The 15,828-nt window shown below is 60.7% G+C and carries 13 protein-coding genes; 4 read left to right on the forward strand and 9 right to left on the reverse strand.

What is annotated here, in order from left to right; translation table 11 throughout:
- Nucleotide 1 precedes the first annotated feature (1 nt).
- The 4 genes from emhB to ACZZ0D_RS17705 all read left to right on the forward strand — a co-directional run bounded on the left by emhB (nt 2) and on the right by ACZZ0D_RS17705 (nt 7,376).
- Nucleotides 2–3,154: an efflux RND transporter permease subunit EmhB gene (emhB, locus tag ACZZ0D_RS17690; RefSeq protein ID WP_463553903.1), complete on the forward strand. Its 3,153-nt coding sequence runs from the start codon at nt 2–4 to the stop codon at nt 3,152–3,154.
- Nucleotides 3,151–4,611, forward strand: a complete 1,461-nt coding sequence (emhC, locus tag ACZZ0D_RS17695) for an efflux RND transporter outer membrane subunit EmhC (protein ID WP_053117884.1) — start codon at nt 3,151–3,153, stop codon at nt 4,609–4,611. Before emhB ends, emhC begins: the two co-directional genes overlap by 4 nt.
- Nucleotides 4,612–5,027: 416 nt before the next feature.
- Nucleotides 5,028–6,287 (forward strand): OprD family porin, encoded by a 1,260-nt coding sequence (locus ACZZ0D_RS17700; protein ID WP_463553904.1) that lies wholly within the window; start codon nt 5,028–5,030, stop codon nt 6,285–6,287.
- 279 nt (nt 6,288–6,566) lie between these two features.
- On the forward strand, nt 6,567–7,376 hold the full coding sequence (locus ACZZ0D_RS17705) for a methyltransferase domain-containing protein (RefSeq protein ID WP_463553905.1): 810 nt from the start codon (nt 6,567–6,569) through the stop codon (nt 7,374–7,376).
- Between the two features lie 108 nt (nt 7,377–7,484).
- Here the strand turns inward: ACZZ0D_RS17705 and pcaC are convergent, their stop codons facing one another.
- The 9 genes from pcaC to ACZZ0D_RS17750 all read right to left on the reverse strand — a co-directional run bounded on the left by pcaC (nt 7,485) and on the right by ACZZ0D_RS17750 (nt 15,808).
- Nucleotides 7,485–7,877 (reverse strand): 4-carboxymuconolactone decarboxylase, encoded by a 393-nt coding sequence (gene pcaC, locus ACZZ0D_RS17710; RefSeq protein ID WP_025110738.1) that lies wholly within the window; start codon nt 7,875–7,877, stop codon nt 7,485–7,487.
- A 13-nt stretch (nt 7,878–7,890) separates the two neighbouring features.
- Nucleotides 7,891–8,679, reverse strand: a complete 789-nt coding sequence (gene pcaD / locus ACZZ0D_RS17715; RefSeq protein WP_463553906.1) for a 3-oxoadipate enol-lactonase — start codon at nt 8,677–8,679, stop codon at nt 7,891–7,893.
- Nucleotides 8,680–8,691: 12 nt separating this feature from the next.
- Entirely contained in the window at nt 8,692–10,056 is a 1,365-nt protein-coding gene (locus tag ACZZ0D_RS17720; RefSeq protein WP_463553907.1) for a 3-carboxy-cis,cis-muconate cycloisomerase, read from the reverse strand.
- Between the two features lie 45 nt (nt 10,057–10,101).
- Nucleotides 10,102–11,397 carry an MFS family transporter gene (locus ACZZ0D_RS17725; protein WP_053117871.1) on the reverse strand — a complete coding sequence of 432 codons (1,296 nt, stop codon included), beginning with the start codon at nt 11,395–11,397 and terminating at the stop codon, nt 10,102–10,104.
- Nucleotides 11,398–11,660: 263 nt separating this feature from the next.
- A complete protein-coding gene (gene pcaG, locus ACZZ0D_RS17730) occupies nt 11,661–12,227 on the reverse strand; it encodes a protocatechuate 3,4-dioxygenase subunit alpha (RefSeq protein WP_212550610.1) in 567 nt (188 codons plus the stop codon).
- Between the two features lies 1 nt (nt 12,228).
- A complete protein-coding gene (gene pcaH, locus ACZZ0D_RS17735) occupies nt 12,229–12,933 on the reverse strand; it encodes a protocatechuate 3,4-dioxygenase subunit beta (RefSeq protein WP_053117867.1) in 705 nt (234 codons plus the stop codon).
- Nucleotides 12,934–12,969: 36 nt separating this feature from the next.
- Nucleotides 12,970–14,175 (reverse strand): 3-oxoadipyl-CoA thiolase, encoded by a 1,206-nt coding sequence (gene pcaF, locus ACZZ0D_RS17740; RefSeq protein WP_463553908.1) that lies wholly within the window; start codon nt 14,173–14,175, stop codon nt 12,970–12,972.
- Nucleotides 14,172–14,951 (reverse strand): CoA-transferase subunit beta, encoded by a 780-nt coding sequence (locus ACZZ0D_RS17745; protein ID WP_016982817.1) that lies wholly within the window; start codon nt 14,949–14,951, stop codon nt 14,172–14,174. The genes pcaF and ACZZ0D_RS17745 overlap by 4 nt, the downstream gene beginning before the upstream one ends.
- On the reverse strand, nt 14,951–15,808 hold the full coding sequence (locus ACZZ0D_RS17750; protein ID WP_463553909.1) for a CoA transferase subunit A: 858 nt from the start codon (nt 15,806–15,808) through the stop codon (nt 14,951–14,953). The genes ACZZ0D_RS17745 and ACZZ0D_RS17750 overlap by 1 nt, the downstream gene beginning before the upstream one ends.
- Nucleotides 15,809–15,828: the final 20 nt, after the last annotated feature.

Consider the following 15,828-nt stretch of genomic DNA (forward strand, 5'->3'; position numbering starts at 1 on the left):
CATGTCAAAATTCTTCATCGACCGTCCGATTTTCGCCTGGGTAATTGCCCTGGTGATCATGCTGGTCGGGGCACTTTCGATTCTGAAATTGCCGATCAACCAGTACCCGAGCATTGCGCCACCGGCCATTGCGATCTCCGTGACCTACCCGGGCGCTTCGGCGCAGACCGTGCAGGACACCGTGGTTCAGGTCATCGAGCAGCAGCTCAACGGTATCGACAACCTGCGTTATGTGTCGTCGGAAAGTAACTCCGACGGCAGCATGACCATCACCGCGACCTTCGAGCAAGGCACCAACTCCGACACCGCGCAGGTTCAGGTTCAGAACAAGCTGAACCTGGCCACCCCGCTGTTGCCGCAGGAAGTGCAGCAACAAGGTATCCGTGTGACCAAGGCAGTGAAAAACTTCCTCTTGGTGATCGGCGTGGTATCGCGTGACGGCAGCATGACCAAGGACGACTTGTCCAACTACATCGTGTCGAACATGCAGGATCCGATCTCGCGTACCGCCGGTGTCGGTGACTTCCAGGTCTTCGGCGCCCAGTACGCGATGCGCATCTGGCTCGACCCGGCCAAGTTGAACAAATTCAACCTGACCCCGGCCGACGTCAGCTCCGCGATCTCGGCGCAGAACGTCCAGGTCTCCTCCGGTCAGCTCGGCGGTTTGCCGGCGCTGCCAGGCCAGCAACTGAACGCCACGATCATCGGCAAGACCCGTCTGCAAACTGCCGAGCAGTTCAAGGCGATTCTGCTGAAGGTCAATCAGGACGGTTCGCAAGTTCGTGTCGGTGACGTTGCCGATGTCGGTCTGGGTGGCGAAAACTCGACCATTTCGGCCCAGTTCAACGGCAAGCCATCGTCCGGTCTGGCGGTGAAGCTGGCCAACGGCGCCAACGCCCTCGACACCGCCAAAGCCCTGCGCAAGACGATTGACGAGCTCAAGCCGTTCTTCCCGGAAGGCATGGAAGTGGTGTTCCCGTACGACACCACCCCGGTGGTGACCGAGTCGATCAAGGGTGTGGTTGAAACCCTGGTTGAGGCGATCGTGCTGGTGTTCCTGGTGATGTTCCTGTTCCTGCAAAACTTCCGCGCCACCGTCATCACCACGATGACCGTGCCGGTAGTATTGCTCGGTACATTCGGCATCCTCGCGGCGTTCGGTTTCAGCATCAACACCCTGACCATGTTCGGTATGGTGTTGGCCATCGGCTTGCTGGTGGACGATGCCATCGTTGTGGTGGAAAACGTCGAACGGGTGATGAGCGAAGAAGGCTTGTCACCGAAGGAAGCGACCAAAAAGTCCATGGGCCAGATCCAGGGCGCACTGGTCGGTATTGCGCTGGTGCTGTCGGCGGTATTGCTGCCGATGGCGTTCTTCAGCGGCTCCACCGGTGTGATCTACAAACAGTTCTCGATCACCATCGTCTCGGCCATGGCCCTGTCGGTATTGGTTGCGCTGATCTTCACCCCGGCGCTCTGCGCCACCATGCTCAAGGCGATTCCGAAAGGCGAGCACGGCACACCGAAAAAAGGCTTCTTCGGCTGGTTCAACCGCAACTTCGACCGTGGCGTTCGCAGCTACGAGCGCGGCGTTGGCAACATGCTGTCGCGCAAAGCCCCGTACCTGCTGGCGTATCTGCTGATCGTGGTTGGCATGATCTGGCTGTTCACGCGCATTCCGACCGCGTTCCTGCCGGAAGAAGACCAGGGCGTACTGTTCGCTCAGGTGCAAACCCCGGCCGGTTCCAGTGCTGAACGTACCCAAGTCGTCATCGACGAAATGCGTTCCTACCTGCTGGAGAAAGAGTCCGGCGCGGTGGCCTCGGTGTTCACCGTGAACGGCTTCAACTTCGCCGGTCGTGGGCAGAGCTCGGGTCTGGCGTTCATCATGCTCAAACCGTGGGACGAGCGTGACGCCAGCAACAGCGTGTTTGCCCTCGCCCAGCGTGCGCAGCAGCACTTCTTCACCTTCCGCGACGCGATGGTGTTTGCTTTCGCCCCGCCAGCGGTACTGGAGTTGGGTAACGCCACCGGTTTCGACGTGTTCCTGCAAGACCGTGCCGGTATCGGTCACGACAAGTTGATGGAAGCGCGTAATCAGTTCCTCGGTCTGGCCGCGCAGAGCAAGGTGCTCTACCAGGTACGTCCGAACGGCCTGAACGACGAGCCACAATACCATCTGGAAATCGATGACGAGAAAGCGCGCGCCCTGGGTGTGAGCATTTCCGACATCAACAGCACGCTGTCGATTTCCTTCGGTAGTAGCTACGTCAACGACTTCATCGACCGTGGTCGGGTGAAGAAGGTGTACGTGCAAGGTCAGGCCGGTGCTCGCATGAGCCCCGAAGACATGAAGAAATGGTACGTGCGCAACAGCGCCGGAACCATGGTGCCGTTCTCCGCATTCGCCAAGGGCGAGTGGATCTATGGTTCGCCGAAACTGGCGCGTTACAACGGTGTAGAAGCGATGGAGATCCTCGGTTCTCCGGCGCCGGGTTACTCCACCGGTGATGCGATGGCCGAAGTCGAAGCGATTGCCAAGAAGCTGCCGGCGGGTGTCGGTATCTCCTGGACCGGTCTGTCGTATGAAGAACGTCTGTCTGGTTCGCAAGCGCCGGCGCTGTACGCCCTGTCGCTGCTGATGGTGTTCCTGTGTCTGGCGGCGCTGTACGAGAGCTGGTCTATTCCGATCGCCGTTATGCTCGTGGTGCCGCTGGGGATCATCGGTGCGCTGCTGGCCACCAGCCTGCGCGGTCTGTCCAACGACGTGTACTTCCAGGTGGGTCTGTTGACGACCATCGGTCTGGCGGCTAAAAACGCCATTCTGATCGTCGAGTTCGCCAAGGAACTGCATGAACAAGGGCGTAGCCTGCGTGATGCAGCGATCGAAGCCTGCCGCATGCGTCTGCGACCGATCATCATGACGTCGCTGGCCTTCGTCCTCGGTGTTGTACCGTTGGCTATCTCCACCGGTGCCGGTTCGGGCAGCCAACACGCGATCGGTACCGGCGTAATTGGCGGTATGCTCACAGCCACGATCCTGGCGGTCTTCTGGGTTCCACTGTTCTTCGTTACGGTTTCGTCCATCGGCCAGCGTAAAATCGCCGATCCAGATGACAAAGCTAAAGAAACTCCTAAAGAGGCTGGCCAATGAGCAAGTCGCTACTCTCCATCGCAGTCGCCGCCTTCGTGCTGAGCGGTTGCTCGCTGATACCTGATTATCAGCAGCCTGAGGCTCCGGTCGCAGGCCAGTACCCGCAAGGGCCGGCGTACTCGCCGGCCCAGGCACCGGCGCAAGCCGCTGCCGAGCAGGGCTGGAAGCAGTTTTTCCACGACCCTGCCCTGCAACAGCTGATCCAGGTGTCGCTGGAAAACAACCGTGACCTGCGTGTCGCGGCACTGAACATCGACGCTTACGCGGCTCAATACCGCATTCAGCGTGCTGACTTGTACCCGGCGATTTCGGCCAATGGCTCCGGCAGCCGTCAACGTCTTCCGGAGCGCGCTTCGCAGACCGGCGAGTCGATGATCAGCAGCTCGTACTCGGCCACCGTTGGCATCAGCGCCTACGAACTCGACCTGTTCGGTCGCGTTCGCAGCCTGAGCGAACAAGCGCTGCAACAATACTTCGCCACGGAAGAAGCCCGTCGCAGCACCCAGATCAGTCTGGTCGCCAGCGTCGCCAATGCTTACCTGACCTGGCAAGCGGACAAGGAACTGCTCAAGCTGACCCAGGACACCCTCGGTGCCTTTGAAGAAAGCTACAAGCTGACCAGCCGCAGCAACGAAGTCGGTGTCGCTTCGGCACTGGATCTGGCGCAGTCGCGTACCTCGGTGGAAAACGCCCGTGCACAACTGGCGCGCTATACCCGCCAAGTCGCTCAGGACGAAAACAGCCTGACCCTGCTGCTCGGCACCGGTATCCCGGCCAACCTGCAAGCGGCCAAACCGCTGTCGGATGATCTGCTCAGCGACGTACCGCCGGGTCTGCCATCGGATCTGCTGCAACGTCGTCCGGACATTCTGCAAGCCGAGCACAACCTGAAAGCGGCCAACGCCAACATCGGCGCGGCCCGTGCAGCGTTCTTCCCGAGCATCAGCCTGACCGCCAACGCGGGCACCCTGAGCCCGGATCTGTCCGGTCTGTTCAAGGGTGGTTCGGGGACGTGGCTGTTCTCGCCGCAGATCAACCTGCCGATCTTCAACGCCGGCAGCCTGCGCGCCAGCCTCGACTACGCCAAGATCCAGAAGGACATTGGCGTGGCGAACTACGAGAAGTCGATTCAAACCGCCTTCCAGGAAGTCGCCGACGGCCTGGCCGCCCGCCAGACCTACACCGAGCAGCTGCAAGCGCAGCGTGACTTTGTTCAGGCCAACCAGGATTACTACCGCCTGGCCGAGCGTCGTTACCGCATCGGTGTCGACAGCAACCTGACCTTCCTCGATGCCCAGCGTCAGCTGTTCAGCGCGCAACAAGCACTGATCACCGACCGCCTCGCGCAGCTGACCAGTGCGGTCAACCTGTACAAGGCTTTGGGTGGCGGCTGGAATTCGCAAACCGCGAAGAACGAGCCGGTGAAAGAAGAAGCACCGAAGATGAGATTGTTCTGATCATCATCAAGTGAAAACAAGGAGCCCACCGATTGGTGGGCTTTTTGTTGCCTGCCATAAAGTTGTATTGCCTGAACTGGCCCCTTCGCGAGCAAGCCCGCTCCCACAGGGGTACGCATTCCAAATGTGGGAGCGGGCTTGCTCGCGAAGAGGCCCTCACATTCACCCAAAAAAACCGGCCCAATCTTGCGTTCGATAATCGCCCAAAACCCGCTTCTCCCGATTGAATCCCCACCACCGCCCCCCGCACCATTCGAGCCACAAAACCAATAACAACAGGTTCGCCACATGCTCCCACGCTCTGCTCCGTCCGGCTGATCGCCGCCGCTCCGCCCCCTGAATCCATCGCATTTCTGCGCCACAAAAACGGCCGCAGCGCATTCCGTTTGCCTCAAAAAAACAAGAGAGACCCAGCTATGACCACCTCCCCTGCGCCCTATGCATTTCCCGGCCTGATCGCCCTGGCCCTGGCGGGTGCCGCCCTCCCCGTCGCGGCTGAAGAAGCGGGGTTTATTGAAGGGGCCAAGGTCAACCTCAACCTGCGCAACTTCTACATCAACCGCAACTTCACCAACCCGACCAAGGCGCAGGGCAAGGCTGAAGAGTGGACGCAGAACTTCATCCTCGACGCCAAATCCGGCTTCACCCAAGGCACCGTCGGCTTCGGCATGGACGTGCTGGGTTTGTATTCGTTGAAACTCGATGGCGGCAAAGGCACGGGCGGCACGCAGTTGTTGCCACTGGATCACGACGGTCGCCCGGCGGATAACTTCGGGCGCACCAACGTCGCGTTCAAGGCGAAGCTTTCCCAGACCGAAGTGAAGGTCGGCGAATGGATGCCGGTGCTGCCGATCCTGCGTTCGGACGACGGTCGCTCGCTGCCGCAAACCTTTCGTGGCGGTCAGATTACGTCGAAAGAAATCGACGGCCTGACCCTCTATGGCGGCCAGTTCCGCGCCAACAGTCCACGCGACGACAGCAGCATGAGTGACATGTCGATGACCGGCAAAGCGGCGTTCACCTCGGATCGTTTCAACTTTCAGGGCGGTGAATATGTGTTCAACGACAAGCGCACCCAGATCGGCTTGTGGAACGCTGAACTCAAGGACATCTACAGCCAGCAATACGTCAACCTGACGCACAGCCAACCGCTGGGCGACTGGACGCTGGGCGCCAACCTCGGTTTCTTCTACGGCAAGGACGACGGCAGCGCGCGCGCCGGCGATCTCGACAACAAGACCTGGTCGGGGATGTTCTCGGCCCGATACGGCGGCAACACCTTCTACGTCGGCCTGCAAAAACTCACCGGCGACAGCGCATGGATGCGCGTCAACGGCACCAGCGGCGGCACGCTGGCCAACGACAGTTACAACGCCAGTTATGACAACGCGCAGGAACGCTCGTGGCAGCTGCGCCACGACTACAACTTCGCCGCGTTGGGCGTGCCCGGCCTGACCCTGATGAACCGCTACATCAGCGGCGACAACGTACACACCGGCACCATCACCGACGGCAAGGAGTGGGGCCGCGAATCGGAACTGGGCTACACCGTGCAGAGCGGCACGCTCAAGGACCTCAACGTCAGATGGCGCAACTCGACCATGCGCCGGGATTTCAGCAATAACGAATTCGACGAGAATCGTTTGATTGTCAGTTACCCGATCAGCCTCCTCTAAACACAAATCCACCCTGTAGGAGCTGCCGCAGGCTGCGATCTTTTGACTTTGATCTTAAAAAACAAAATCAAAAGATCGCAGCCTTCGGCAGCTCCTACAGGGATTTGTGCCATTGGTCTGGATGAGTGGTGATTTGCCGGCCGGCAGGTAAAGTTAAAAAACCTGAAGGACTCAGGTGTATGCCCCTTCCCACTTCCGTTATCTGTTGATGTTCGGTCCCCTAAAGACTTGAGCCAGGCTGTCATCGGAAGACACTGTTGATCACCAGAGGACGACCTCATGATCACCCGACTCAAAGAAGCAGCACCTGACTGGAACGCCAAGGCGTACCAGCAGTTTTCCCGCCTCAGGCAACGCCCGGTCAATGAATTGCTCGACCGTGTTGAGCTGCAAAAACCCCAACGTATTTTTGATCTCGGTTGCGGCACCGGCATTGCCACGCGGTTGTTGGCCGAGCGCTGGCCGCAGGCGCACTTGCTGGGCATCGACAGTTCAGCGCAAATGCTCGACGAGGCCCGCCGCTTGCCGATCAACGCCTCATGGCAACAGTGCGACCTGCTCGACTGGCAGCCTGAACAACCGGCGGATCTGCTGTTTGCAGCTGCCGTGCTGCACTTTATTGATGGCCATGAAACGCTGCTGCCGCGCCTGCTCGGCCAGCTCAACGCCGGCGGCTGCCTGGCCGCGCATATGCCGGACTGGCGCGATGCGTTGTGGTATCGGCTGATGCTGGAAACACTCGAAGACGGCGGTGTCGGCGGCACGCCATTGGGCGCGCCGGAACTGCGCCAGCGTATGGCGGCGCGACCGTTGTTGGCGCTGGAGGATTACTACCGTTTGCTGGCGCCGCTGACCACGTCGCTGGATATCTGGGAGACCGAGCAGTTGCAGGTGGTCGACGGCAAATCGCCGGTGTATGACTGGGTGAAGGTCTCGGCGTTGCGGCCAGTGATGCAGGCGCTGGATTCAGCGGAGCAGGCGCGGTTTATTTATCACTATCTGATGCGGGTGCATGCGCAGTATCCGCAGGAGGCGGATGGGCATACGTTGTTTGCGTTCAAGCGGATATTTATTGTTGCCAGGGTTTGACTTCATTCGGGCGACTATCGCCTTCGCGAGCAAGCCCGCTCCCACAGTTGAAATGCATTCCAAATGTGGGAGCGGGCTTGCTCGCGAAGGCGTCAGCCCGGTCAACGACTATTCCCGGGATTCAACCCCTAGCTCATCCCACACAGATTCCGCCAAATGAAACGTCGCATTCGCCGCCGGAATCCCGCAGTAAATCGCGCTCTGCATGATCACTTCCTTGATCTCGCCGCGGCTCACGCCATTATTCGCCGCCGCGCGCAAATGCAGTTTCAGCTCGCCTTCGCGGTTCATGCCGATCAGCATGGCGATCGTAATCAAACTGCGCGTGTGCCGAGGCAAGCCCGGACGTGTCCAGATATCGCCCCAGGCATGCCGGGTGATCATCTCCTGAAATTCCGAGTTGAACTCGGTCAGCGTGGTCAGGCTGCGATCGACATGCGCATCGCCCAACACCGCGCGGCGCACTTGCATGCCGTCGTCGTAACGTTGTTTCTCGTCCACGAAAATCCCCTTGTCAGGCGTTTAGAAACGCCAATACGCGATCACTGAAATCAGCACCGGCCTGCACGTTCGACAGGTGCGCCGCATAGAACTCGGCGTACTCGGCACCGCGTACATGCTCCTGAATGAAATGCCCACCGGCCGGCGGCGTCACCGCATCTTCGGTGCCGGCAATCACCAGCAACGGCACATTGATCGAAGCCAGTTGCTCGCGGAAATCGGCATCACGCACCGCCGCGCAATTGGCCGCATACCCTTCAGGCGAAGTCGCCGCGAGCATGTCGGTAATCTGCTTGGCTGCGGCCGGATGTGCAGCGGAAAAATCCGGGGTAAACCAGCGAGCAATCGATGCATCGCGCAGAGCAACCATCGCCGCCGCGCCATCACGCAGCACGGTTTCGATGCGCGGATTCCACACCGTCGGATCGCCGATTTTGGCTGCCGTGTTGCAGACGATCAGCTTGTGCAGACGATGCCCGGCATTGATCCCCAGCCACTGGCCGATCAGGCCGCCCATCGACAGTCCGCAGAAATGCGCGCGATCAATGTGCAACGCATCCAGCAAACCGAGTACGTCGTGACCGAGTTGCTCGATGCTGTACGGCCCCGGCGTAACCAGTGATTTGCCGTGACCGCGGGTGTCGAAACGCAGCACGCGGAAATGCTCGGTAAATGCCGGCATCTGCGCGTCCCACATGTGCAGATCAGTGCCCAACGAGTTGGACAGCACCAGCACCGGCGCATCGACCGGGCCGTCTATTTGATAGTGCAGTTCGCAATCGGCGAGTTGAACGAAAGCCACAGCCTTCTCCTTTCAGACAGACAATGCGTTGTGTTCGGCCACCGCACGCTCGACCCAGGTTTTCGCCTGGCCGAGGTAATGGGCGGGGTTCAAAAGATGATCGAGTTCAGCACTGCTCAATTCGGCGGTGACTTGCGGTTCGTCACCGAGTACGGCGCGCAAATGACGCTGCTCGGCCACCGCGCGTTTGCAGCATTGTTCGAGCAGATGATGCGCGGTGTCGCGGCCAACCCGTTGCGCGAGGACGATGCTCACCGCTTCGGCGAGCACCAGCCCTTGGGTCAGTTCGAGGTTGCGCGCCATGCGCTCAGCGTCGACTTCCAGACCCTCAGCGAGCAATTTCGCCTGTTGCAGCGAACCGGAAACCAGGCAGCAGATTTCCGGCAAGGTTTCCCATTCGGCATGCCACAAACCGAGGCTGCGTTCGTGCTCCTGCGGCATTGCGCTGAACAGCGTCGAGACCAGACCCGGCACACGCGTCGCCGCACCGATCAACACCGCTGCGCCAACCGGATTGCGTTTGTGCGGCATGGTCGACGAACCGCCCTTGCCCGGCGCTGAAGGCTCGAAAACCTCAGCGGCTTCGGTCTGCATCAACAGGCTGATGTCGCGGCCGAATTTACCGAGGCTGCCGGCGATCAAACCGAGCACCGCGCCGAACTCCACCACGCGATCGCGTTGGGTGTGCCACGGTTGTTCCGGCAAGTTCAGTTGCAGTTCTTCGGCCAGCGCTTCGGCAATCGGCATCGCCTGCTCACCCAACGCCGCGAGCGTCCCCGAGGCGCCGCCAAATTGCAGCACCAGCAGACGCGGTTTGAGTTCGCGCAGACGCTGACGGCTGCGAGTCACGGCGCCCAGCCATCCGGCGATTTTCATGCCGAGGGTGACCGGCGTCGCGTGTTGCAGCCACGTGCGTCCGGCCAGCGGCGTCGCAGCATGACGTTGCGCCTGACTGGCGAGCGAATCGGCCAATTGCGCCAGATCACTTTCAATCAATTCCAGCGCCTGACGCAATTGCAGCACCAGCCCGGAATCCATCACGTCCTGACTGGTCGCGCCCAAATGCACATAACGCTCGGCTTCTGCATCGGTCGCGGCAATCTGCTTGCCCAACGCCTTGACCAGCGGAATCGCTGAATTGCCGGCCGTGGCAATCGCCTCGCCCAGTGCTGCGAAGTCATACAGACCGGCGCTGCAAGCCGCCGCAATCGGCGCCACCGCAGTGGACGGAATCAAGCCGACCCGCGCCTCGGCCCGGGCCAGCGCCGCTTCGAAGTCGAGCATCGCCTGCACCCGGCCCTGATCGCAGAACACTTCGCGCATATCGCGGGCAGTGAAGTAGGCATCGAACAATTGATTGCCCGGTCGCTGAGTCATAAAAATCCTTGCCGGCGCGGGCCATCACGGCCCGCGCGCATCGGGTTAGAGATCGTGGTGCAAATACGCCGCTTGTTTTGGCAAGCGCAGACTGAACAGGAACGCGATCGCCATCATCGCCGTCACGTACCAGTAGAAGGAGTTTTCCATGCCGATGTTCTTCAGGCTCAGCGCGACGAATTCCGCCGAACCACCGAAGATCGCATTCGCCACCGCGTACGCCAGACCAACGCCGAGGGCGCGGACTTCCGGCGGGAACATTTCGGCTTTCACCAGGCCGCTGATCGAGGTGTAGAAACTGACGATCGCCAGTGCCACGGTGATCAGCACAAACGCAAGGAACGGGCTGCTGACGCTTTTCAGGCTCAACAGAATCGGCACGGTGAACAGCGTACCGAGCGCGCCGAACCAGAGCATCGAGTTACGTCGACCGATCTTGTCGGCGAGCATGCCGAACAGCGGCTGCATGCACATATACAAGAACAGCGCGCCGGTCATGATGTAGCTGGCGGTCTTGGCGTGCATGCCGGCGGTGTTCACCAGATATTTCTGCATGTACGTGGTGAAGGTGTAGAAAATCAGCGAGCCACCGGCGGTGTAACCGAGCACGGTGATGAACGCGGCTTTGTGATCGCGGAACAGCGCGCGGATGCTGCCGGCGTCTTTGTGTTCGCGAGTTTCCTTGTTGGTGGTTTCTTTCAGCGAGCGACGCAGGAACAGCGAAATCACCGCCGCAATTGCACCCACAACAAACGGGATACGCCAGCCGTAAGCACGCAGGTCTTCTTCGGTGAGGAACTGTTGCAGGATCACCACCAGCGACACCGCCAGCAGTTGCCCGCCGATCAAGGTCACGTACTGGAACGAGGCGAAGAATCCACGCTGGCCCTTGAGCGCGACTTCGCTCATGTAGGTCGCGGTGGCGCCGTATTCACCGCCGACCGACAGGCCTTGCAGCAGACGCGCGAACAGCAACAGGATCGGCGCCCAGACGCCAATGCTGTTGTAGGTCGGCAGGCAAGCGATCAGCAACGAGCCGAAGCACATCATCAGAATCGAGATGAGCATGGATTTCTTGCGGCCGTGTTTGTCAGCGATCCGGCCGAAAATCCAGCCACCGATCGGACGCATCAGGAAGCCGGCAGCGAACACGCCAGCCGTGTTGACCAGTTGCACCGTCGGGTTATCGGAGGGGAAAAACGCCGGGGCGAAATAGATCGCGCAAAAGGCGTAGACGTAGAAGTCGAACCATTCGACAAGGTTGCCGGACGAGGCGCCGACAATGGCAAAGATGCGCTTGCTGCGCTCTTCACCGGTGTAATGGGAGGTGGTGGTTGTCATTGTTTTTCACTCGATAGGGACAGTGAGAGTCTAGACATACTTTGCAACAGTCCCGTTCCACAGTTCCATATGCAACACAGTTCTCACCTGTGGGAGCGGGCTTGCTCGCGAAAGCGGTGTGTCAGGTGATACATCTGTCGACTGACACTCTGCCTTCGCGAGCAAGCCCGCTCCCACAGGGGGGGTGGTGATCTATTGATCGTTCCCACGCAGAGCGTGGGAACGATCATGTAGGAGCTGCCGCAGGCTGCGATCTTTTGATCTTAATAATCGAAGAACACCGTCTCGGCATCAGTGCCCTGCAAAATCACATTCCACTGGTAAACACCCGATTCATCCTTCTTCGCCAGCAAGGTCGCGCGGCGTTCAGCCGGCACACATTCGAGCAACGGATCATCAACGTTGGCCGGCTCGCCATCAAAGTAGATCCGCGTCAGCAAATGCTTCACCAAGCCACGGGCAAACACCAACACCACCAGATGCGGCGCTTGGGTCGAACCCTTAAGCCCTTCAACCGTGCCCGGTTTGATCGTGGTAAAGCGAAACCGCCCTTCAGCATCCACCGGCACGCGGCCAAAGCCTTCAAAGTTCGGGTCGAGCGCTTTGTCCTGCTCGTCTTCCGGGTGGTCGTACTTGCCGGCAGCATTCGCCTGCCAGACTTCGAGCATGGCGTCGTTGACGACATCGCCGTTGCCATCCACCACTTGCCCGGTGATCGCCACGCGCTCGCCGAGGGTTTGTTCGACGGTGAGGTCTTCGCGGTTCAGCCAGGTCAGGCCGATGTGGTAATACGGCCCGACGGTGTGGGACGTGGTCGCAGTCAGCGTCATCTTATTTCTCCATCGGCGTGGCTTCACGCCCGCGCAGCACGATGTCCCAGCGATAACCGAGGGCGTAGGACGGAATGGTTTTTTCCAGATCGAAACTGGCGATCAGGCGTTCCTTGGCCGAAGTGTCCGGCACGCAGTTGTAGATCGGGTCGTAGGCCAGCAGCGGGTCACCCGGGAAGTACATCTGCGTGACCAGGCGCGTAAGAATGCTCGGCCCGAACAGCGAGAAGTGAATGTGCGCCGGGCGCCAGGCGTTGTGGTGGTTGCCCCACGGATAGGCGCCAGGCTTGATGGTCTGGAACTGATACCAGCCGTCGGCGTCGGTCACAGTGCGGCCGGTGCCGGTGAAGTTCGGATCCAGCGGCGCATCATGCACGTCGCGCTTGTGGTTATAGCGGCCAGCGGCGTTGGCCTGCCAGATTTCCACGAGAATCCCCGGCACCGGCAGACCGTTTTCGTCGAGCACGCGGCCGTGAATGATGATGCGTTCGCCCTGTGGCTCGCCTGCATGCTGGGCGGTCAGGTCGTTATCGGTGTCGCCTACACGTTCGGCGCCGATGGTCGGGCCGGTGATTTCCGACAGCGAGTGCGGCAGAAACACCAACGGCTTCGACGGCGAGCGCAGGTTGGTTGATTGATAGGTCGGGTGCAGGTACTCAGGCTGAGTGCCTTCCTGCGGACGACGGTAACCAGGCTTGTCAGACATGTCGCTTTCCTCTGTTCTTTTTCGTCACGGCTTGCGTCAGACGCGTTCGATGGCCAAAGCCAGACCTTGGCCGACACCGACGCACATGGTCGCCAGACCTTTCTTGCCACCGGTCTTTTCCAACTGATGCAGTGCGGTCAACACCAGACGCGCACCGCTCATGCCCAACGGGTGACCGAGGGCAATCGCGCCGCCATTCGGGTTGACCTGCGCGGCGTCATCCGCCAGACCCAGTTCACGCAGCACCGCCAAGCCTTGGCTGGCGAATGCTTCATTGAGCTCGATCACGTCGAAATCGCTGACCGCTACGCCGAGGCGTTCGATCAATTTGCGCACCGCTGGCACCGGGCCGATGCCCATTACGCGCGGCGCTACGCCGGCGCTGGCCATGCCGAGCACTTTGGCGCGGGCGGTCAGACCGTGTTTTTTCACCGCTTCGGCGGACGCGAGAATCAGCGCCGCGGCACCGTCGTTGACGCCGGAGGCATTGCCGGCGGTGACGGTTTTGTCCGGGCCATTGACCGGTTTCAATTTTGTCAGTGCTTCTATCGTGGTGTCGGCGCGCGGATGTTCATCCTGGCTGACCACGGTTTCACCCTTCTTGTGGGCAATCCGCACTTCGACGATTTCTTCAGCGAAAAATCCTGCAGCCTGCGCGGAGGCGGTGCGTTGCTGACTGCGCAGGGCGAAAGCGTCCTGATCGGCGCGCGAGACTTTATAGTCGTCGGCGACGTTGTCAGCGGTCTGCGGCATCGCGTCGACGCCATATTGCGCCTTCATCAGCGGGTTGATGAAACGCCAGCCGATGGTGGTGTCTTCCAGTTTCATGTTGCGCGAGAACGCCGCATCAGCCTTGCCCATCACGAACGGTGCGCGGGACATCGACTCGACGCCGCCGGCAATCGCCAGCTCCATCTCGCCGCTGGCGATGGCGCGGAATGCCGTACCGATCGCGTCCATGCCCGAAGCGCACAGACGATTGAGGGTCACGCCCGGCACAGTTTCCGGCAGGCCGGCCAACAGCAGCGCCATGCGCGCAACGTTGCGGTTGTCTTCGCCAGCCTGGTTGGCGCAGCCGAGGAACACTTCGTCGATGGCGTTCCAGTCCACCGAGGGGTTGCGTTCCATCAGGGCCTTGATCGGCACGGCGGCCAGGTCATCAGCGCGAACGGGGGACAGTCCGCCGCCGAAACGGCCGATCGGCGTGCGAATCGCGTCGCAGATATAAACGTCACGCATCATGCTTCTCCCGGTGCCTGGCCGTGGGCGGCGGCGGTGCGCGCTTCGAGATCGCGCAGCGCGGTCAGTTCGACGTCAGTCGGCTCCGCGGTGGTTTCAACGCTGTCGGCAAAACGAATCGCCCAACCGGTGGCCGCGACCACTTGCTCGCGGGTCACGCCCGGGTGCAGTGCGGTGACCACGAATTCGTGGGTGCCCTCTTCCGGCTCCATGATGCACAGGTCGGTGATGATGCCGACCGGGCCGGCGCCCGGCAGGCCCAGACGTTTGCGCGAATCGCCGCCCTCGCCGTGACCGACCGAGGTGATGAAGTCGAGCTTGTCGACAAACGAACGCGCCGACTGTTTAAGGATGATCAACACGCTTTTCGCCGAGCCGGCAATTTCCGGCGCGCCACCGGCACCCGGCAGGCGCACTTTCGGCGAGAAGTAATCGCCGACCACGGTGGTGTTGATGTTGCCGAAACGGTCGACCTGCGCGGCGCCGAGAAAACCGACGTCGATGCGTCCGCCCTGCAACCAATAGCGAAAAATCTCACCGGTCGGGACGACGGTGTCGGCGGTTTCCGCCAGTTCGCCGTCACCGATGGACAGCGGCAGCACGCTCGGCTTGGCGCCAATCGGGCCCGATTCGTAGATCAGCACCACGTCCGGCGACGAAGTCAGACGCGCGAGGTTGGCGGCTTTCGACGGCAGGCCGATACCGACGAAGCACACCGAGCCGTTCTTCAGGCGACGGGCCGCAGCGACGGTCATCATTTCATTGGTGGTGTAAGTCATTACTTGGCCTCCGAAGCAGCGGCCAACTTGGCCTGGAACTCGCTGAAGTCAGCGCAGCCATGGATGTATTCGTTGATCCACGCGGTAAACGTCGCACGGTCGCGGGCGATCGGATCCCACGCCTGATAGAAACGATTGTCGCGCTCGTTGTAACCGTGGGCGTAGGACGGATGTGCACCGCCGGGTACATGGCAGACTGCGCTCAAGGCCCAGGTCGGCAACACGCAGGAGTTCATTGGCGCGTTGAGGTTGTCGACGATTTCTTCGACGGTAACGATGCAGCGCTTGGCGGCCAGTGCAGCTTCTTTCTGCACGCCGAGAATGCCCCACAGCAGCACGTTGCCTTGGCGGTCGGCTTTCTGTGCGTGGATCACGGTCACGTCCGGGCGCACCGACGGCACGGCCGCCAACACTTCACCGGTGAACGGGCAAGTCACGGTTTTGATCAGCGGATTGACCTTCGGCAGGTCGGAACCGGCGTAGGCACGCAGCACCGCGAACGGTAGGCCGGAAGCGCCGGCGACGTAGGCATTCGCCAGGTCGGCGTGGCTGTGTTCTTCGATCTCCAGCGGCTGCGGCCATTGCTTCTCGACCGCGTCGCGCAGACGGTGCAGCGAACCCACGCCAGGGTTACCGCCCCAGGAGAAAATCAGTTTGCGTGCGCAACCGGCGCCGATCAGTTGGTCGTAAATCAGGTCAGGCGTCATCCGCACCAGCGTCAGATCTTTCTTGCCCTGACGAATGATTTCATGACCTGCGGCCGTAGGGATCAAGTGAGTGAAGCCTTCGAGTGCGACGGTGTCGCCGTCGTTGACGAATTGCTTCACCGCGTCGTGCAGCGAAAGGATCTCAGCCATGGAGCGGGCTCCTGTTTTTG

It is taken from the genome of Pseudomonas sp. AC193 (assembly GCF_979258075.1).